Source organism: Agrobacterium sp. CCNWLW32, assembly GCF_037083425.1.
Lineage (GTDB): Bacteria > Pseudomonadota > Alphaproteobacteria > Rhizobiales > Rhizobiaceae > Agrobacterium > Agrobacterium radiobacter.
Genome location: NZ_JBAOJM010000016.1, coordinates 66,834 through 87,127, shown reverse-complemented (window position 1 = coordinate 87,127; position 20,294 = coordinate 66,834). Strand labels below are relative to the sequence as shown.

The 20,294-nt window shown below is 60.9% G+C and carries 17 protein-coding genes; 14 read left to right on the top strand and 3 right to left on the bottom strand.

All coding sequences use genetic code 11. The features are described 5' to 3' along the window. Window positions 1-11 precede the first annotated feature (11 nt). Complete coding sequence (locus V6R85_RS23415; RefSeq protein WP_111829595.1) at window positions 12-1,913, top strand: bifunctional sugar phosphate isomerase/epimerase/4-hydroxyphenylpyruvate dioxygenase family protein; 1,902 nt, start codon at window positions 12-14, stop codon at window positions 1,911-1,913. 63 nt (window positions 1,914-1,976) lie between these two features. Here the strand turns inward: V6R85_RS23415 and V6R85_RS23410 are convergent, their stop codons facing one another. Further along, complete coding sequence (locus tag V6R85_RS23410) at window positions 1,977-2,279, bottom strand: putative quinol monooxygenase (RefSeq protein WP_112207808.1); 303 nt, start codon at window positions 2,277-2,279, stop codon at window positions 1,977-1,979. Window positions 2,280-2,535: 256 nt separating this feature from the next. Further along, complete coding sequence (locus tag V6R85_RS23405) at window positions 2,536-2,898, bottom strand: hypothetical protein (protein WP_162686954.1); 363 nt, start codon at window positions 2,896-2,898, stop codon at window positions 2,536-2,538. On the opposite strand from V6R85_RS23405, the gene V6R85_RS23400 reads away from it, so the two are divergent. The 5 genes from V6R85_RS23400 (at window position 2,884) to V6R85_RS23380 (ending at window position 9,891) form a co-directional block, all read left to right on the top strand. Then, on the top strand, window positions 2,884-4,704 hold the full coding sequence (locus V6R85_RS23400; RefSeq protein WP_099087106.1) for an ABC transporter ATP-binding protein: 1,821 nt from the start codon (window positions 2,884-2,886) through the stop codon (window positions 4,702-4,704). The genes V6R85_RS23405 and V6R85_RS23400 overlap by 15 nt on opposite strands. Window positions 4,705-4,748: 44 nt before the next feature. After that, window positions 4,749-6,284, top strand: a complete 1,536-nt coding sequence (locus V6R85_RS23395; RefSeq protein WP_112207810.1) for an ABC transporter substrate-binding protein — start codon at window positions 4,749-4,751, stop codon at window positions 6,282-6,284. A gap of 89 nt (window positions 6,285-6,373) precedes the next feature. Next, a complete protein-coding gene (locus tag V6R85_RS23390; protein WP_162692644.1) occupies window positions 6,374-7,297 on the top strand; it encodes an ABC transporter permease in 924 nt (307 codons plus the stop codon). A 6-nt stretch (window positions 7,298-7,303) separates the two neighbouring features. Continuing rightward, window positions 7,304-8,152 (top strand): ABC transporter permease, encoded by an 849-nt coding sequence (locus V6R85_RS23385; RefSeq protein ID WP_003505486.1) that lies wholly within the window; start codon window positions 7,304-7,306, stop codon window positions 8,150-8,152. A gap of 5 nt (window positions 8,153-8,157) precedes the next feature. Beyond that, window positions 8,158-9,891, top strand: coding sequence for a M14 family metallopeptidase (locus V6R85_RS23380; protein WP_112293962.1), 1,734 nt, complete (start codon window positions 8,158-8,160; stop codon window positions 9,889-9,891). 27 nt (window positions 9,892-9,918) lie between these two features. Here the strand turns inward: V6R85_RS23380 and V6R85_RS23375 are convergent, their stop codons facing one another. Beyond that, on the bottom strand, window positions 9,919-10,290 hold the full coding sequence (locus V6R85_RS23375; RefSeq protein ID WP_112951241.1) for a hypothetical protein: 372 nt from the start codon (window positions 10,288-10,290) through the stop codon (window positions 9,919-9,921). Between the two features lie 377 nt (window positions 10,291-10,667). Between V6R85_RS23375 and V6R85_RS23370 the strand changes: the two genes are divergently transcribed. From V6R85_RS23370 to iolD, 8 genes are all read left to right on the top strand, one after another. Further along, window positions 10,668-11,840: an ABC transporter substrate-binding protein gene (locus V6R85_RS23370; RefSeq protein ID WP_060727298.1), complete on the top strand. Its 1,173-nt coding sequence runs from the start codon at window positions 10,668-10,670 to the stop codon at window positions 11,838-11,840. An 89-nt stretch (window positions 11,841-11,929) separates the two neighbouring features. Next, entirely contained in the window at window positions 11,930-12,793 is an 864-nt protein-coding gene (locus V6R85_RS23365; protein WP_060727299.1) for a branched-chain amino acid ABC transporter permease, read from the top strand. 1 nt (window position 12,794) lies between these two features. Continuing rightward, window positions 12,795-13,802 (top strand): branched-chain amino acid ABC transporter permease, encoded by a 1,008-nt coding sequence (locus V6R85_RS23360; protein WP_111784734.1) that lies wholly within the window; start codon window positions 12,795-12,797, stop codon window positions 13,800-13,802. Further along, the gene (locus V6R85_RS23355; protein WP_112951240.1) at window positions 13,799-14,563 is read left to right on the top strand and encodes an ABC transporter ATP-binding protein; all 765 of its coding nucleotides are present in this window, start codon (window positions 13,799-13,801) and stop codon (window positions 14,561-14,563) included. Before V6R85_RS23360 ends, V6R85_RS23355 begins: the two co-directional genes overlap by 4 nt. Next, window positions 14,544-15,260: an ABC transporter ATP-binding protein gene (locus V6R85_RS23350; RefSeq protein ID WP_003505478.1), complete on the top strand. Its 717-nt coding sequence runs from the start codon at window positions 14,544-14,546 to the stop codon at window positions 15,258-15,260. Before V6R85_RS23355 ends, V6R85_RS23350 begins: the two co-directional genes overlap by 20 nt. Before the next feature lie 274 nt (window positions 15,261-15,534). Next, window positions 15,535-16,350 carry a MurR/RpiR family transcriptional regulator gene (locus tag V6R85_RS23345; protein ID WP_003505477.1) on the top strand — a complete coding sequence of 272 codons (816 nt, stop codon included), beginning with the start codon at window positions 15,535-15,537 and terminating at the stop codon, window positions 16,348-16,350. 203 nt (window positions 16,351-16,553) lie between these two features. Beyond that, window positions 16,554-18,470 (top strand): bifunctional 5-dehydro-2-deoxygluconokinase/5-dehydro-2-deoxyphosphogluconate aldolase, encoded by a 1,917-nt coding sequence (locus V6R85_RS23340; protein WP_003505476.1) that lies wholly within the window; start codon window positions 16,554-16,556, stop codon window positions 18,468-18,470. Next, the gene (iolD, locus tag V6R85_RS23335) at window positions 18,467-20,293 is read left to right on the top strand and encodes a 3D-(3,5/4)-trihydroxycyclohexane-1,2-dione acylhydrolase (decyclizing) (protein ID WP_336377227.1); all 1,827 of its coding nucleotides are present in this window, start codon (window positions 18,467-18,469) and stop codon (window positions 20,291-20,293) included. The genes V6R85_RS23340 and iolD overlap by 4 nt, the downstream gene beginning before the upstream one ends. The last annotated feature ends 1 nt before the right edge of the window (window position 20,294 follow it).

The following is a 20,294-nucleotide window of genomic DNA, read 5'->3' as shown; positions in this document are numbered from 1 at the left end:
ACGGCATGCCAATGCGCACATCCATCGCAACCGTGTCGATCAGCGGAGAGTTCCCGGAAAAACTGGCGGCCATCGCCAAGGCCGGCTTTTCCGGCGTGGAGATTTTCGAAAATGATTTCCTGGCCTATGACGCCTCGCCGCGCGAGGTGAAGGCGCTGGCCGCCGATCACGGGCTGGATATCACCCTTTTCCAGCCTTTCCGCGATTTCGAGGGCATGCCGGAACCACACCGCGCCCGCGCCTTCGAGAGAGCACAGCGCAAGTTCGATATCATGGGCGAACTCGGCACCGATCTGATGCTGATCTGCTCGAATGTCTCGCCGGTCTCGCTCGGCGGCATCGACCGCGCCGCCGCCGATTTCCATCAACTGGGGGAGCTTGCGGCAAAACATGGCGTGCGCGTCGGTTACGAGGCGCTGGCCTGGGGCCGCCATATCAGCGATCACCGCGATGCCTGGGAAGTGGTGCGCCGCGCCGACCACGCCAATGTCGGCATCATCCTCGACAGTTTCCATACGCTGTCGCGCAAGATCGACCCGAATTCGATCCGCTCCATTCCCGGCGACAAGATCTTCATCGTGCAGCTGGCCGATGCGCCGCTGATCGACATGGACCTGCTCTATTGGAGCCGCCATTTCCGCAACATGCCGGGCGAAGGCGATCTGCCGGTCGTGGACTTCATGCGCGCCGTCGCCGCAACCGGTTATAGCGGCCCGCTGTCGCTCGAAATCTTCAACGACCAGTTCCGCGGCGGCTCGGCCCGCCTGCTCGCCGAAGACGGTCACCGCTCGCTCATCAACCTCATGGATCAGGTGCGGCGTCTCGAACCGGATATCCGCATCGATGTGCCCGCCATGCCGGAACGGGTTGAGACGCAGGGCGTGGAGTTCGTGGAATTCACCACCGCGCCGGAAGAAAAGGCCAATCTGGAGGCCCTGCTTGCCACGCTTGGTTTTGAGAAAACCGCAAGGCACCGCAACCGCAATGTCGATCTTTATACGCAGGGTGACATCCGCATCGTCATCAATACCAGCGATGACGGCGACAGTTTCGCCGGGGCGTCCTATTCCATCCACGGCACCAATGCCTATGCCTTCGGACTGAAGGTGGATGATGCCGGGGCGGCGCTTGCCCGGGCCGAAGCGCTCGGCGCACCCACCTTCGCTGAGCCGCGCAAATCAGGCGAAGTCGCCGTTCCCGCCATTCAGGGTGTGGGCAACGGCGTCATCTATTTCCTTGATGCTTCGCCGGCGCTCGCCTCCATCTGGGGCAAGGAATTCGTCTCCACGGGCATCCCGGAAGGGGAAAGCGATGCCGGATTAACGCGCATCGATCATCTCGCGCAAACAACGCATTATGATGAAATGCTGACCTGGCTTCTGTTTTACACCTCGCTGTTTTCCACCCGCCGCACACCGATGGTCGATGTGGTCGATCCGGGCGGGCTGGTGCGCAGCCAGGCCATCGAAAGCGTTCCCTCGCCGCATTTCCGCCTGACCATGAACGGTGCGGACAATCGCAAGACCTTCGCCGGCAAATTTCTGGCCGAAGGTTTCGGCACCAGCATCCAGCACATCGCCTTCGCCACCGACGATATTTTCGCGACGGCCAAGGCGATGCAGGCGCGCGGTTTCCACGCCCTGCCGATCTCGCGCAATTATTACGACGATCTGGAAGCCCGTTTCGGGCTGGAGCCGGAGTTTTCCGATGCGCTGCGGGCCGCGAGCATTCTTTATGACCGCGACGACAATGGCGAATATTTCCAGATCTACAGCCGCACCTTCGGCGAGGGTTTCTTCTTCGAAATCATCGAAAGGCGTGGGGCCTATGGCGGTTATGGCGCGATGAACGCACCCTTCCGTATTGCCGCGCAACGGCGGCTTGCGCCTCCGGTCGGCATGCCGAAGGAATAAGTCTCGGCACCGAAATCCGAACAGGCCGCAGCCGGCAGGAACGCCGCTGCGGCCTGATCTCATTCACGCCAGTGTCGTTATCTCGTAGTCGCGTGGAATGGCGGAAGTCACTGTGAACCACTCCGACGCCCGCGTCCGCTGCTGATGAAAATCGAAGGCGGCACGATCGGCAAAAAGCTCCTCCACCTGCCAGATCAGGGGATCGTCTGTCTCGGACACCTCGAAAGAAATACAACCGGGTTCCGCTCTGGTCAGGCGAAGATGTTCGGGAAGATGACGCCGGACGAGTTCAATATCATCCGTGGACAAGCACCGTAGAAAGCCCCTCAGCCTGACTGCGCCTGCCTTATTGTTCATGCCCGGCATTCCATTCTCCGTTGCTCTTCATCCATTTTATCAGCAGCGCCCCGCCTGTCACGACCGGCCAGGACAGCGCGCGAATACCGCCACGCGTCCCCAGCTTTGCAAGCTCACTATAAATTTATCCGCCTGACTGCGCCTGGCCAGACGGTTTTTAACGACAATAATCGTGGAATACACGCTTCATTGCGAAGCATTCTTCAGGAACCCGCGCTCAAAATCGGTGCAGCTGCGTATTTGTAGAGCAGTACACAAAAATTGTTCAACACTCTGGACATGATTGTTCGGTTTTGTTAGCTTTTTCGGCAAAACAAGGGTGGGGAATTAGAGTTACATGCGCATCGTCGAATCTGCGGCCGACGCAAATCATCCGGCCGACATTGATGAGGTTGCCTGCGGCGCTTCGATGAAATCGAATCTGCCGTGCGTGCGGGCGATAGCCAATGCGCATTCCGCCGACAAAACGGCCTGAAGACATGCAGTTCTTCGCGACATCCCCTTCCTTGCCCATGGCGTCGCCCAGCACGCGCCTGCCCGAGACATTTTCCCCTTCCCCATTTTCAGATGGCCGCGCCAGCTTTGCCGCGTGCGCCACGCCGGAGACGCTGACATGACTGCCGCACACGCAAACGCCCTCCTCTCGGTCGAAGGCCTGAGCGTCGAGTTCGGCAATAGCCGCGTCGTGGACGATATCTCCTTCAGCGTCGAGGCCGGCCGGACGGTCGCGGTCGTCGGCGAATCCGGATCGGGAAAATCGGTCACTTCGCTTTCCACCATGCGCCTTGCGGACATGATGGGTGCGACCTACCCCACCGGCAAAATCCTGTTTGAAGGCAGGGACTTGCTGAAGGTTTCGCAGAAAGAGATGCGCTCGATCCGCGGCAAGGAGATCGCCATGATCTTCCAGGAGCCGATGACCTCGCTCAACCCCGTCTTCACCATCGGCGACCAGATCTGCGAAGTGCTTGTCCTGCACGAAAAGATGGGTAAACAGGCGGCGCTGGCTGAAGCACAGAAGCTGCTCGAAATGGTGCGCCTGCCCGATGCAGCCGAGCTTCTGAAACGGTATCCGCACCAGCTTTCCGGCGGCATGCGCCAGCGCGTGATGATTGCCATGGCGCTCGCCTGCCGGCCGAAGCTTCTGATAGCCGACGAGCCGACCACGGCGCTTGACGTCACCATTCAGGCGCAGATCCTCAACATCATGCGCGACCTGCAGAAGAAGCTCGGCATGGGCATGGTCTTCATCACCCATGATATGGGCGTGGTGGCGGAAATGGCCGATGACGTCGTCGTCATGTGGAAGGGCAAGAAGGTCGAGGAAGGCCCGGTCAAGGATATCTTCGCCAATCCGCAGCACCCTTACACGCGCGCCCTGCTTTCCGCCGTTCCGCGCCTCGGCAGCATGGAAGGCGAAGAGTTTCCGAAGCGCCTGCCGCTTACCGTGCTGCAGGATGGCCAGCCGGTCGTGATCGGCGAGGAACGCGTGCAAAACACCGCGAAATATGACGCCAAGCCGCTGCTGTCGGTGAAGGACCTGTTCGTGCGTTTCGATATCCGCAAGAACCTGTTCGGCAAGGCGACCCACCGTTGCAGCGCCGTGCAGAAGGTCAGCTTTGATATTCATGCCGGCGAAACACTGGCGCTGGTGGGCGAATCCGGTTCCGGCAAATCCACCATCGGCCGCACCATCCAGCAGCTGCAGACGGCGATATCAGGCGAAATTGCCTTCAATGGCCGCAGCTATTCGCAGATGTCGGCGGCGGAGCGCTTCCGCATGCGCCAGGAAGTGCAATATATCTTCCAGGATCCCTTCGCCTCGCTCGATCCGCGCAAGACGGTCGGTTTTTCGATTGCCGAGCCGATCAACACCCACGGTTTGATCAACGATCAGAAGGCTGTACGGCGGCGGGTGGATGAGTTGCTGGAACGCGTGGGGCTCAGCTCCGAACATGCCGCCAGGTATCCGCACGAGTTTTCCGGCGGCCAGCGGCAGCGCGTCTGCATTGCCCGCGCGCTCGCCTCCGATCCGAAACTCATCATCGCCGACGAAGCGCTGTCGGCGCTGGACGTCTCCATCCAGGCGCAGATCATCAATCTGTTCATGGATCTGCAGGCGGAACGGGGTCTCGCTTACCTGTTCATCAGCCATGACATGGCTGTCGTGGAAAAGATGAGTCACCGCGTCGCCGTGCTCTATCTCGGCCAGATCATGGAAATGGGCAGCCGCCGGCAGGTGTTCGAAACGCCGACGCATGATTATACCCGCCGCCTGCTTTCGGCCGTGCCGGTCGCCGATCCGACCATCGAGCGCCGCATCGCCATGATCGAGGGCGAAATACCCAATCCCGTGCGCCGTGTCGGCGACGAGCCGGCCATTCTCGCCCATGAGGAAATCAATCCGGGCCACTTCATCGCGAAGAGCGCCTGAATAACAGCCAGAACCGCAACAACCATCTGAAGAGGAACAGGTAGATGACAATAATCAAGAAGGGGATGACGACAACGTTCGTCGCACTTGCCATGGCCGCCACGGCCTTTACCACCGCACCGGCTCTTGCCGCCGGCAAGATGACCATTTCCAGCCCGCAGGATCCGGGCAGCTGGGATCCAATCGACACCTTCCTCGTGCAATGGGCGGCTGTCGCCACCAACATCTTCGACGGCCTGACCTATCGCGGCCCGGACCTGAAGGTCGTGCCCGGCCTTGCCGAATCCTGGGAAGAGCTGGATGAAGGCAAGCGCATCCGCTTCAAGCTGCGCCAGAACGTCAAGTTCCACAATGGCGAGCCCTTCAACGCCGCCGCCGTCAAGTTCACCTTCGAGCGCCTTCTCGGCGAACAGGGTGCCAAGGGCCCGCAACGCTCCAACTATGTCGCCATCGAAAGTGTCGATGTCATCGACGACTACACCGTCGACATGAAGCTGAAGGCGCCCGATCCGGTGCTGCTGACCAAGCTTGCCGGTTATGGCGGCATGATCGTGCCACCTGCCTATATCAAGGAAAAGGGCGAGGACAATTTCAACCTCAACCCAGTCGGCACCGGCGCATTCAAATTCGTGTCCTACGCACCGAAGACCAACATCAAGCTGGAAGCCAACCCGGATTACTGGGGCGGTGCGCCAAAGCTTTCCGAACTGGAGTACCGCTTCATCGCCGAGCCGGCGACCGCCGTTGCCGAACTGCAGGCCGGCCGCGTCGATCTCGTCATTCCGCCCACCATTCCGATCGGCATGATCCCGGTTATCGAGGGCGATTCCAAGCTTGAAATCGTCAGCGTGCCCGGCCCGACGGTCGATGCGCTGCGTTTCAACACCCGTGACGGCATCACCGCCGATCCGAAGGTGCGCAAGGCCATCATCATGGCCGTTGACCGCGGCACCATCGTCAAGTCGATCCTTGCCGGCCAGGCATCGGAGATCGCAAGCTTCCAGAGCGCGCTGTCCTTCGGTTACGATCCGGAGCTGAAGCCGCTGCCTTACGATCCCGAAGGTGCGAAAAAGCTGCTCGCGGAAGCCGGCGTCAAGCCGGGTGCTGCGCTGCAGATCGATATCCGCGGCAATGACGCGACGATGAACGAGGTGGCGCAGGTCATTTCCAGCTACCTCTCCATGGTCGGCATCACCGCCACCATCAAGCCCTATGAAACCAACGTGCTGCTGAACGACATCATCCCGCAGGGCAAGACCGGCGCGATGTTCCAGCAGAAATGGGGCGGCTGGACCTTCGATTACGATAACACGGCCTATTCCATGTACCACTCGGGTGAAAAGTGGAACCCCTATGACAAGGACGAGAAGCTGGACAAGCTGCTGGAATCGCAGCGTCCGCTGACCGACCGTGCCGAGCGCGAAAAAATCCTCAAGGAAATCGGCAGCTATACCGCCGAACGCGCGCTGGAAATCCCGCTTTACAACACCAATGCCATTTACGGCATCAACAAGCGGGTCAAGGGTTTTGTCGCACCGCCGGATAACCGCCTGAAGCTTACCGACGTGACCGTCGAATAAGCGGGTTGATCCTCTGACACGCCGCCTTGTCCGCCTCTCGCGGGCAAGGCGGGATTTCTCTTCCCCCGTTTCCTCGCAAGGTAAAAAACGTGGCCGGTTTCCTCATCAAGCGATTGCTGCAGGCGATTTTTGTCGTCATCGCCATCACCCTTCTCGTTTCCTTCGCCATTCGCCTGACGGGCGATCCGGCTGTCACCATGTTCCAGGGCGGCGGCAGCATGACGGAAGACGATCTGGCGCGCATTCGTGCGGCGCTTGGAACCGACCGGCCGTTCTTCGTGCAATATTTCAGCTTCCTGAAAGGCCTGGTTACGCTCGATTTCGGCCGCAGCTTCACCGGCAGCACGCCGGTATCACGCCTCATCGCCGATGCCCTGCCCGCGACGCTGCTGCTCGCCTTCATCTCCATGGCGGTGTCGATTGCGCTTTCCATCCCGCTCGGCATCAAGGCCGCGACCTCGCGCGGCAAGACGGCCGATCAGGTGATCCGCATCTTCTCGCTCGTCGGCCTGTCCTTCCCGAATTTTTGGCTCGCCACCATGCTGGTGCTGCTGTTCTCCATCACGCTCGGCTGGCTGCCGCCCAGCGGCATGGGCGGTTTTGCAAGCTACATCATGCCGTCAGTCACCATGGGCGTGATCCTGACAGCCACCAATGTGCGTCTGGTGCGCACGGCCATGCTCGATACGCTGCGCTCGCAATATGTCATGGTGGCGCGCGCCAAGGGCCTGAGCGAAAGCAAGGTTCTCTACAAACACGCGCTGCGCAACTGCTCCATTCCGCTCATCACCTATTTCGGCCTGCAATTCGGCGGGCTGCTCGGCGGCATCGTCGTCATTGAACGTGTCTTCAACTGGCCGGGCCTCGGCACGCTTGCCTTCGATGCGGTGGGCGCGCGCGACTATCCCGTGCTTCAGGCCGTCATCACCGTGCTGTCGCTGATGATCGTCGGCATCAACCTTCTGGTCGATATCGCCTATGGGCTTGTCGATCCGCGCATCCGCACGGAGTAAGTGACGATGGCTGCCAAAACCTCGCGCCTGTCGCGCTTCACCAATCTCGAATTCATCCTCGGCGCGTCGCTCACGGCAGTCATCTGCCTTGCGGTCGTGTTTTCCGACGTGCTGTTTCCCGGCGGCGCGGACAAGATCGACCTGATGGCGCGTCTTGCCAAGCCCTTCGCCAATGCCGCCCATCCGCTCGGCACCGATCCGCTCGGGCGTGACGTGCTCGCCCGCGTCGTCGCCGGCGGCAAGATTTCGCTGCTGGTCGGTTTCACCTCGGTCATCGGCGCGGTCATCTTCGGCGTCGCGGTCGGTCTGGTCGCCGGTTATTATCGCGGCTTCTGGGATATGCTGGTCATGCGCTTTGCCGATATCCAGCTCGCCATGCCCTTCATTCTGCTTGCCATCACCTTCATCGCCATTGTCGGCGGCAGCCTCACCAACACCATCATCCTGCTGATCGTCTCGCAATGGGTGCAATATGCCCGTCTCGTGCGCGGCTCGGTGCTGACGCTGCGGGAGCGGGAATTCATTCTCTCCGCCCGCGCCATCGGCGTGAAGGACTGGCGCATCATTCTCCAGCACCTGCTGCCGAACCTTATCGGCCCTGTCATCGTGCTGATGACGCTCAATGTCGCCAACAATATCCTGCTTGAAAGCAGCCTCACCTTCCTCGGCCTCGGCGTCGATCCGACCATTCCGAGCTGGGGCGGCATGCTGGCGGATGGCCGCACCTATCTGCAGACGGCATGGTGGGTCAGCGTTTTCCCCGGCCTCGCCATTCTGCTCACCGTGCTTGGCCTCAACCTTCTCGGCGACTGGCTGCGCGACAGCCTCGATCCCACCGGCAGAACCTCGAGGTAACAACGATGAGCCAGATTTTCGACCAGACCTTCGAGCGCACTCTGGATGCTCTCGTCGCCAATGCCGAGCCCGGCCAGTCCTTCGAAGCATGGACCTTCGATGACGCCAAAAGCCGTCGCGATGCCGAAAACAGGCTGAAGAAAAAAGGCGTCAGCGCCCGCATCCGAAGCGCCTACAAGCCGCTCCTCTTCACCTTTCTGGAAGAGATCAATCTGGATGGCGTCGACACCATCGAGGTGCGTTACCCGGTGCACGCCAATGCACCGGCCAACCGCTTCCGGCTGGAAGCCTATCCGCTGGCGGCTCTGGTGGGCGATACGAAGATCGACTTCATCGCCCGCGAGGACGACGCGTTCCATTATGATGTTACGCTGAGCCGCAACGGCAAGAAGGAAACCCTGAAGGTTCTGGCCCCAAACCGGGTTCACACCGATATCGTCGGCGAAACCAATGTCTCGCCAACCGGCTGGTTCCGGCTTGCGGGCGACACGGCCGGCAAGCGGCTGGAAACGGATTACGAGCGGCTTTTCGAAGCGGCGATCAATGCCGTCGCCAACCACGGCTGGGGCGATGAAGAACCCTATTTCGAAGAGCTGAACATCCGTGTCGCGCATCCGGCCGAAGATCTGGCGCTTTCCGTCGGCGATGAGGTCATCAGCCTGCGTGAAGCGCTGCATGAGGATTTCTATTTCTCGCTGCTGGAATTCTTCCAGAAAAAGTCCGGCCGGCCGCTGGGTGACCGGGGCCTGAAGCCCGGCCAGATCGTACCGGAAATCGTCAAAAGCGAAGGCGAAGTCTCCGTGCGCATCGAGACCCGCGCGCTGACCACCGCCTTCCTCGATGGTGGCGAGCAGCGGATCGATGAGGCCCGCGAACCGGTCGCCGCAGGCCAGCTCGCGACGCTACTGACAGAGATCGGCGGCGAGGCCTTCGAGGCCCGCTCCCGCTCCGGTCGCATTCTTGCCGCCCGTTACGTGGCAGGCAGCGATGCCGCCGTCATGATCAGCGGCGGTCAACACCCCAACGAGACGACAGGCATCGTTGGCGCCATCCGCGCGGCCCGCAGGCTTGCAGAGCGCAAGGGCGCGCATTTCACCATTTCGCCGCTGGAAAACCCCGACGGTTACGCCCTGCACCAGCGCCTGCGCGTCGATAATCCCCGCCATATGCACCATGCGGCGCGTTACACGGCGCTTGGCGATGATCTCGAATATCGCACGCCGGAAAATTCCGGCAGGCATATCAACGAGAAGGAAATCCGCTTCAAGGCGCAGGAGATGAGCGGCGCCAGCCTGCATGTGAACCTGCACGGTTATCCCTCGCATGAATGGACCCGGCCACTATCAGGTTATGTGCCGCGCAATTTCGCCATGTGGACGCTGCCGAAAGGCTTCTTCCTCATCATCCGCCACCATGCGGACTGGGAAAGCCAGGCCGAAGCCCTGCTCGACCGGGTGACCCGCCATCTTGGCGCCATTCCCGGCCTGCTCGATTACAACAACCGCCAGATCGCACTTTACGAGACCCATGCCGGCGAAACCGGTTTCCGCATCATCAACGGCTTTCCGTGCCTGTCCTCCATCGACGACCGCCACACCGTGCCGATGACGCTGATCACCGAATATCCCGATGAAACGATCTATGGCGACGATTTCATCACCGGCCACACGGCACAGATGGAAACGGTTCTCTCCGCCTATGAGGCGTGGCAGGAGATTCTCGTCGGGGAAGTGGCCTGATATTGCAGGCCGCCCTCGATGGGCGGCCTATTTTCCCGCCGTGCCGGCGAGTTTTTGGTCCCGCTGCTTCTGCAAAAGCCTCTTGCCCTTGCGCAGAATATGCAAATTAGCGGCGTCAAGCTTGTTGTACCCGGCCTGAATAATATCAAGATCGGCAACGTGACCGATTGCTGCCAGTTCATGCATCACGTCGCCAATAGCGACATCGACACTCGGCTTTTGCAGGTTGACCACATCCTCCACCGCAGCGTGCATGCCTTGCGCGTCTCCGCCCATGACGTGATACAGCGCCAGCGCCTTGCGAAGAAATGCTTCGCGGCGCTCGATCTTATTGCTGAGTATACTTTCGCCAACGCGATCTCGCATCAACTCAACAACTCTATTTTGATATTCGCCCATCAGACACCAAATAAAGTTCACAATATGCTTCGCGAGGCTACAAACAATCCCCTTAGAACTGGTTAAGGCACGAGGCTTGCGCGGGTATGACCGTCATTTTCGAAACATGTCACAAGCGCTGGTTTTCATGACGAAGCATTTCGATACCACCTGCCGCAAAAACACCGGTCGTGATGGCTGCGGCGGCGCTATACATTGAGAATCACGGGATGATCACTATTGTGCGATCTCGCATGAGACAAACCCGGTGAGACGGGTATTGATAACCGTCAGGTTATTTATCACCCCCCTTATTTCATTTTACTTTGGCCACCGCACTCATCAATCTGGCAGTCTGGATCGGTGGATGGGAGCCACGGATCAATTGGGAGGAAGTTATGAAACTACGGATCACCGCCGCCATCGCGGCCATTTGTTTTAGTTCCGTTGCCTATGCCGATACGATCAAGGTGGGCGTGGTCGGTCCGTTCTCCGGCCCCTTCGCGCTGCAGGGCAAGAACTTCAAGGCCGGCATAGACGCCTGGTTTGCGCTTCACGGCAACAAGATCGGCAACGACACGGTCGAAGTCGTTTATCGCGATGTGCCGCAGGCCGATCCGGCGCAATCCAAGGCGCTGGCGCAGGAACTGGTGGTCAAGGAAGGCGTGCAATATCTCGCCGGCTTCTATTTCACCCCCGACGCCATGGCCGTTACTCCGCTTCTGAAGCAGGGCAATGTGCCGATGGTCATCATGAATGCCGCGACATCGGCCATCGTGACCAAGAGCCCCTATGTGGTGCGCACTTCATTTACCACCTGGCAGACCTCCACACCCATCGCCAAAGTGGCGTTTGATGGCGGCGTGAAGAAGGTCATTTCGCTGGTCAGCGATTACGGCCCGGGCGTCGATGCCGAAAATGCCTTCAAGGCCGCCTTTACGGCCGCTGGCGGCGAGGTGGTGGAAACCATCCGCATGCCGCTTTCCACCAATGATTTCAGCCCGATCATGCAGCGCGTGAAGGATTCCGGCGCTCAAGGCGTCTTCGCCTTCCTGCCGTCGGGCCCGACGACACTCGGTTTCGTCAAGGCCTTCAACGATAACGGCCTGAAATCTTCAGGCGTCAAGCTCTTCGCACCGGGTGATCTGACGCAGGAATCCGACCTGCCGGCGCTTGGCGAAGCCGCACTCGGCATGCAGACGACGTTCCATTACGCCGTCTCGCATGATTCGCCTGAAAACAAGACCTTCGTGGAAGCCGCCACCAAGGCGATCGGCAATCCGAAGGAGCTGTCCTTCCCTTCCGTCGGCGCCTTTGACGGCATGTATGTCATCAGCAAGATGATCGAGGCCACCGGCGGCAAACAGGATGCGGAAAAGGCTGTCGATGCGGTGAAGGGTCTTTCCTGGACAAGCCCGCGCGGCCCTGTCAGCATCGATCCGGAAAGCCGCCACATCACGCAGAACATCTATCTGCGCGAAGTGGCGAAGGCCGATGACGGCGCCTATTACAACAAGGAAGTCCAGACCTTCGAAAAACAGGGCGATCCGGGCCTCGCCGCCGCGAAGTAAACGACAGCTTTGACGACGTTGTCGGGCCGCCAGTAGCGGCCCGTCTCCGGCCCGGATGGGCATTGCAGCACCGGGAGGAGTTTTTCAACATGCAGACGGTCTTCAGCATCCTCATCGATGCGCTTGCCTATGGCATGGTCCTGTTCATCATCTCCATCGGCCTCTCGGTCACGATGGGGTTGATGCGGGTGGTCAATCTGGCGCATGGCGCCTTCGCCATGATCGGCGGTTATCTCGCCTCTTATGCCGCCCACGGCCTCGGTCTCGGTTATGCGGTGGCGATCCTCGTCGCCATTGTCGGCACCATCGTCATCGCCATTCCGCTCGAACGTTTCCTCTATCGCCGCATCTATGGCGCGCCGGAGCTGACACAGGTGCTGATGACCATAGGCATCACCTTCTGCATCATTGGTATCGCCAATTTCGTTTTCGGCCCGACGCTGAAGACCATCCCGCTGCCGCAGCAGCTGGCCGGCCCCACCGATCTCGGTTTCCGCACCATTGCCACGCACCGCATCTTCGCCATTGCCTGTGGGCTGGCCGTGGCCGGCGCATTGTGGTTCACCTTCGAAAAGACGGCCTTCGGCATCAAGCTGCGCGCGGCCGTCGATAATGCCGCCATGGCGGCCGCACTCGGCGTGCGCACCGAAATCATCTATGCCGTCAGCTTCGCCATCGCCGTCGGCCTTGCCGCCATGGGCGGTGTCATCGGTGCGGAACTGCTGCCGGTCGAACCCTATTATGCGCTGCGCTACATGGTCACCTTCCTGGTGGTGGTCTCGGTGGGCGGTGCGGGCTCCATTCCCGGCGCACTGATCGCCTGTCTGCTGCTCGGCGCGATCGATACGACCGGACGGTATCTTGCCCCCGAATATGGCGAATTCTTCTTTTACCTGGCGGTCATCGTGATCATCACGCTGTTCCCGCGCGGCCTTCTCGGAAGGGCGAAATGAGATGGCGGTGCTCATGAACGACGTGACTGAAACGGCAGAAATCCCGAAGACGCGTTCGCCGCTGCGCGCGCTCGCAGGGCCGCTCCTCATCATTGCCGCCGCTGTCGTCGGTTATTATCTGTTTCCGGATAATCTGGCGCTGCTCACCCGCATCATCGCCATCGCGCTTCTGGTGCTGTCGATCGATCTCGTCACCGGCTATTGCGGCGTCGCGACACTTGGCCATGCCGCCCTCTTTGGCGCAGGCGCCTATGCCGCCGGCATTGCCGCCGCCCATTTCGAGATCACCGATCCGCTTCTGATGACCGCCATCGGCGCGGCTGCGGGCGGCGTTGCCGGGCTGATCTCCGGCACGGTTCTGCTGCGCGCCCACGGCCTGCCGCAGCTCGTTCTCTCCATCGCCGTCATTCACCTGTTCCACGAGGCCGCCAACAAGGCATCCGGCTGGACCGGCGGCAGCGACGGGCTATCGGGCGTCTCCCCCGACGCCCTGTTCGGCACTTTCGAATTCGATCTTTTCGGCCGCACCGCCTATATCTATGGCGTCTGTCTGCTGCTCCTCGTCTTCCTCGCCCTCAAGGTGGTGGTCAATTCGCCCTTCGGCATGTTGTGCCGCGGCGTCAAGCAGGACAGCATCCGCATCCAGGCCATGGGCGGTTCGGTCAACGGCACTATTTTGAAGATGTTCGTCATATCAGGCATCGTGGCCGGTATCGGCGGCGCGCTGAACGCCATCTCCACCCAGGTCGTCGGTCTCGACAGCCTCAGCTTCACACTCTCTGCCGAGGGGCTGGTCATGCTGGTGCTCGGCGGCGCGGGTTCGCTTTACGGCGCGCTGATCGGCACCGTCACCTTCATGTGGTTCGAGGATGTGGTTTCCGCTGCCAACCCGTTCCACTGGCTCACCATTGTCGGCCTGCTGCTGATTGCCGTCGTGCTTTTTGCGCCGCGCGGGCTTTATGGCGCGGGTGAGCAGATCATCACGCGCATCCGCGGAGGCCGCAAATGAGTGCCATTTTCGAAGTCTCCGGCCTGCAGAAGAATTTCGGCGGCCTCGTCGTTACCAATAATGTGTCGCTGTCGCTTTCGCCGGGAGACCGCACGGTGCTGATCGGCCCCAATGGCGCCGGCAAGACCACCTTCGTCAATCTCGTCACCGGCAACCTCAAGCCCTCGGCCGGCACAGTACGCATCGCCGGTAAGGACGTGACCGGCCTCAGTTCCAGCCAGCGGGTGAAGCGCGGCCTCGTCCGCTCCTTCCAGGTCACCCGGCTGTTTCAGGACATGACGCCGGAGGAACATGTGGCCCTCGCTATTCTCCAGCGTGAAGGCAAGACGGGCCGGATCTTCGGCCGATACCGCGCCATGCCCTCGGTGATGAGCGAAGCACGCGACATTCTCGGCACGCTGGGCCTCCTTGGCCTTGCCGAAACCCGGGTTCGCGAAATCGCCTATGGTCAGCAGCGGCTGATCGAGATCGCGCTCGCCATGGCGCTCCGCCCGAAAATCCTGCTGCTGGACGAACCGGCCGCCGGCGTGCCTTCCACGGAAACGGCGCGCATCGAACAGGCGCTCGATCGGCTGCCGGCCGACCTCGCCATCCTGATGATCGAACACGACATGGATCTGGTCTTCCGTTTCGCCAAACGTGTGGTGGTGCTCGCCGCAGGCGCGGTGATCTTCGACGGTTCGCCGGATGAAGTGACCAGCAATGCCGAAGTCCGCCAAGCCTATCTGGGAAGTTACGCCGATGCCCGCAGCGCCGCTTGAAATCACCAACCTCACCGCCGGTTACGGCCCGACAAGGGTCATCGAGGGCCTGTCGCTTTCCGTGCCATCGGGCTCGCGTTTTGCCGTACTGGGCCGCAACGGCGTCGGCAAGACCAGCCTCTTCGCCACGCTGGCCGGCCAGACGAAACGATTTGCAGGCGACATCCGCCTCGGCGGACAGGACATCGCCACCCTGCCGAGCGCTGCCCGCGCCAAAGCCGGTCTCGGTTACGTGCCGCAGACGCGGGATGTCTTCCCCACACTGACCGTTGAGGAAAACCTCTTCGTCGGCCTCAAAGGCAGGCCGAAATCGGCCATCGAGGAAGCCTACACGCTGTTTCCACGCCTGAAGGAGCGCCGCCGCAATCTCGGCTCGCAACTTTCCGGCGGCGAGCAGCAGATGCTCTCCACCGCCCGCACCATTCTCGGCCAGCCGCGCGTGCTGCTGCTTGATGAACCGCTCGAAGGCCTCGCCCCCGTCATCTGCGAAGAACTGATGGCGGCCTTCTCCAAACTGGCGCAATCCGGCGAAATGACCATTCTTCTTGTCGAACAGCGTATCCAGATGGCCATCGACTTCGCCGACCACGCCATCATCATGGAACGCGGACGCATCGTCTGGGAAGGGCCATCCAGCGAACTGGTGGAGAACCCTGGTATTATCGATACGCATCTTGGGGTTGGCGGGTTGCACTAACCCAACGCATCGCCGTTGCGCGTTCATATATACAATCTCCGTCATACCGGCCTTGAGCCGGTATCCAGCCACCCCAAGTCCTTGGGGTGAAAAGACTCTTCGCGTCGCGCAGACGCGCGCCGGCTGCATTCCGGCTCAAGGCCGGAATGACGGACGCTGACCGATCACACAAAGCGCCCACCGCCCATTTCCCCGCCCCTTAAAAAACCCAATGGAATAAAAATTCCACTGCAGTTAAAGTGCACACGATTTCAGTCTGCACAAAGGAACGACAATGACGGCAATCGAGGCGCCAGACTCCGTAAAGGCTTTTGAGGAGCGGCTGCTCCAGGTCGCGGAGGGTTTGCCGAAACGATTGCGGCAATGCGCCGATTATGTCGCTTCCAATCAGGATCGCATCGCCGTTTCCACCGTTGCCGAAATGGCCGAAGGCGCCGGCGTGCAGCCTTCGGCCTTCATGCGCTTCTGCCAGATCATGGGTTTTTCCGGTTTTTCGGAAATGCAGCGCCTGTTCCGTGATTCCTATGTCGGCGGCTGGCCGGATTATGCCACGCGGCTCGACCATCTGCGTGAGAAAGGCGATGAAAGCGCCTCCGGCCTGCTTGCGGAATTCGTGGAGGCCGGCCGTTCCTCTTTGGAAATGCTGCTGAAATCGGTCGATACGCGGCAGCTTGACGAGGCGGTTGCAGCGCTGGCAAAGGCGCGCACCGTGCATATCATCGGTTTGCGGCGCTCTTTCCCCATTGCCAGCTATCTGGCCTACGCCTTCGAGAAGATGAAGGTGCCGGCGGTTCTGCACAGCGCCGTCGGCGGGCTCGGCAATATCAGCGCCATTTCCCGCGACGACGCCCTGATCGCGATCACCTTTTCCCCCTACTCCGCGGAAACGCTGGAACTTGCGGAAAATGCCCGCGCTAACGGCATTCCGGTCGTGGCGCTTTCGGATTCCGCCGTCAATCCGCTCCGGAAGTCAGGCGCGACGCTGCTGACCGTCACGGAGATCGATTTCGGCGCGTTCCGCTCGCTTTCCGCCACGCTCTGTCTCGCCATCACGCTGGCGGTTGCTGTGGGAACACGCAAGACGGCCTGAATATTTTTATTGAAAACGGAAAAAATAGAATTTATGATCCAAATCCATGAAACGGGCGTTCCATAATCGTCCGTCTCGTGACGGGATATGTGAGCGGAGGAGGCTCACCGAAACGGGATGGCGATAGGTGGCGGCATGATTGCCTGATCCGCCCGACACCATGAGGCACACCGCGCAAAAGCGCGGTGCTAAGGAGGAAGCTTTTGAAAAAACTTGATCTTATCACGATCGGGCGCTCGTCTGTCGATCTGTACGGCTCGCAGGTCGGCGGCCGTCTGGAGGACATGGCCTCCTTTGCCAAATATATCGGCGGCTCTCCCACCAATATCGCCGCCGGCGCTGCGCGCCTGGGGCTCAACAGCGCCGTCATCACCCGTGTCGGCGACGAGCATATGGGCCGCTTCATCCGCGAACAGCTGGTGCGTGAAGGCGTCGACGTGCGCGGCGTGAAGACGGACCCGGAGCGGTTGACCGCGCTGGTGCTGCTCGGCATTCGCGACCAGAACCAGTTCCCGTTGATCTTCTATCGTGAAAACTGTGCCGACATGGCGCTCAGCGAAGACGATATCGATCCCGCTTTCATCGCCGAGGCAGGCTGCATCTGCGCCACCGGCACGCATCTGTCGCATCCGAAAACGGAAGCGGCGGTGCTGAAAGCACTGAAACTTGCCCGCGAAAATGGCGCAAAGACCGCGCTCGATATCGATTACCGCCCCAATCTCTGGGGTGTGGCCGGCCATGGCGATGGCGAAAGCCGTTTCGTGGAATCGCAGAAGGTTACCGCCAAGCTGCAATCCACCCTACATCTGTTCGACCTGATCGTCGGCACGGAAGAGGAATTCCACATCGCCGGCGGCTCCACCGATACGCTCACGGCACTCAACGCCGTGCGCAAGGTCTCGAATGCGACGCTGGTGTGCAAGCGCGGACCGATGGGCGCCGTCGTCTTCACCGGCGCTATTCCCGATAGCCTCGATGATGGCGAGACGGGCGAAGGTTTCCCGATCGAGGTCTTCAACGTTCTGGGTGCGGGTGACGGCTTCATGGCCGGGCTGTTCCGCGGCTGGCTACGCGGCGAAGACTGGCCGACGACGCTGAAATACGCCAATGCCTGCGGTGCTTTCGCCGTCTCCCGTCATGGCTGCACCCCGGCCTATCCGAGCTGGGAAGAGCTGCAATATTTCTTCAAGGCCGGCATTCGCAACAGGGCGCTGCGCAAGGACGAGGCGCTGGAGCAGGTGCACTGGTCCACCAACCGCAAGGGCGACTGGGAGACGATGCGCGTCTTCGCCTTCGATCATCGCATGCAGCTGGAGGCCATCGCCGACGAGCTTGGCGTCAAGCACGAGCAGATCGGCGCCTTCAAGAAGCTCTGCCTTCAGGCAGCGCAGAAAGTTTCCGGTGGCGAGGCGGGTTATGGCATTCTCTGCGATGGCCGCCTTGGCCGCGACGCGCTGTTTGCCGCCAGCGGCTCCGGCCTGTGGATTGGCCGTCCGGTGGAATGGCCGGGCTCGCGCCCGCTGACGCTGGAACCGGATCTCGGCAAGGATTTCGGCGGCCTGTCGGAATGGCCGCTTGAAAACGTCGTCAAGGTTCTGTGTTTCTATCACCCCGATGACACCGAAGAAATGCGCGCCACGCAGGAAGAGACCGTGATGCGCCTGTTCGAGGCGGCGCGTCGCAATCGGCTGGAAATGTTGCTGGAGGTCATCCCCTCCAAGGTTGGCCCGACCGACGATTTGACCGCCGCCCGCATCATCGAGCGCTTTTACGAGATCGGCGTTTACCCCGACTGGTGGAAGCTGGAGCCGATGAAGACCCGCGCCGCGTGGAAGAACGCCTGCGACGCCGTGCATCGCAACGATCCTTACGTGCGGGGCATCGTCGTTCTCGGTCTCGATGCACCGCAAAGCGAGCTGGAAGAAAGCTTCCGCCTTGCGGCCGGTTTCGATCTGGTCAAAGGTTTCGCCGTTGGCCGCACGATATTTGCCGACGCCGCCCGCGGCTGGCTTTCCGGCAAGATGACCGACGAGGATGCGGTCAGGGATATGGCGCAGCGTTACACCAGCCTGTGCCGTATTTGGGATGAGGCGCGCGCCAAAAAGGGAGAGGCAGCGTGAAGACAATCAGATTGACGGCTGCGCAGGCCATGGTTCGTTACCTGGCGGCGCAGATGAATGAACATGGCGAAACTTATATCGCCGGCATGTGGGCCATTTTCGGCCATGGCAATGTCGCCGGCATCGGCGAAGCGCTTTATGGCATCAGGGACGAACTGCCGACCTATCGCGGCCAGAACGAGCAATCCATGGCGCATGCAGCAATTGCCTATTCCAAGCAGCTGCGCCGCCGCCGCGCCATGGCGGTCACTTCCTCCATCGGCCCGGGTGCGGCAAACATGGTGACGGCGGCAGCGCTCGCTCATGTCAACCGCCTGCCGGTGCTCTTGATCCCCGGCGATGTCTTCGCCAATCGCGGCCCCGACCCCGTGCTGCAACAGCTCGAGGATTTCGGCGACGGCACCATGACGGTGAATGACTGCTTCCGTCCGGTCAGCCGTTATTTCGACCGCATCATGCGGCCGGAACAGTTGCTGACAGCCCTGCCCCGCGCCATGCGCACCATGACGGACCCGGCCGATTGCGGCCCGGTCACGCTGGCCTTCTGCCAGGATGTGCAGGCGGAAGCCTATGATTACCCTGAAAGTTTCTTCGAAAAGCGGGTCTGGCGCCAGCGCCGTCCTGAGCCGGATGTCGTGGAATTCGAAGAGGCAGTCGCCGCCCTGAAGGCGGCGAAGAACCCCATCATCGTTGCCGGCGGCGGCGTGCATTTTGCCGGCGCAACCGAGACACTGAAACGCTTTGCCGAAACCCACTTCATTCCCGTCGTTGAAACGCAGGCCGGCAAATCGGCGATTGCGTGGGACCACGACCTCAATTTCGGTCCCGTCGGCGTCACCGGTGCGGAAAGCGCCAACATCATCAGCGAGAAGGCCGATCTGGTCTTCGGCGTCGGCACGCGTTTTCAGGATTTCACCACCGGTTCCTGGGCGCTGTTCAAGAACCCCAACCGCAAGATCCTGGCGCTCAACGTTCAGCCCTATGACAGCGCCAAGCACGATGCGATCAGCCTGACGGCGGATGCGAAAATCGGGCTTGAAAAGCTCTCCGCCGCCCTCGGCAGCCACCGTTTTGCAGCGCCGGATGCCCGCCTCAAGGCTGCATGGTTCGAAAAGGCCGATGCCGATACGGCAGCGCCGGGCGAGGACAACGCCAACAGCCTGCCCACCGATATGCAGGTGATCGGCGCGGTGCAGCGCCAGTCGCGTGACAACACCGTCGTCATGTGCGCGGCCGGCACCATGCCGGGCGAGCTTCACCAGCTGTGGAAATCCAAGCTGCCGCTCTCCTATCACATGGAATACGGCTTCTCCTGCATGGGTTATGAGGTGGCCGGCGGCCTCGGCATCAAGATGGCGGAACCGGACCGGGACGTGATCGTCATGGTCGGCGACGGCTCCTATATGATGATGAATTCCGAGCTTGCGACATCGGTTGCCATGGGCGTGAAGATCACGCTCGTCATTACCGACAACAGGGGTTACGGCTGCATCAACCGACTGCAGATGGAAACCGGCGGCGCGGAGTTCAACAATCTCTACGCCCACACCAACGTCAACCCGATCGCCATCGATTTCGTGGCCCATGCCGGCTCGATGGGGGCGGATGCTCGCAAGGTCTCCACCATTTCCGAGCTGGAAGCAGCGCTCGCCAGCGCCCGGGAATCCACCCACACGACCGTGATCGTCATCGATACCGACCCCTATCCGACGCCGCAAGCCGGCGGTCACTGGTGGGATGTCGCGGTGCCCGAAGTGTCCGACCGCGACGAAATCGGCCCGGCACGCGCCCGTTATGAAAACCATGTCAAGGAAAGACAGTAAG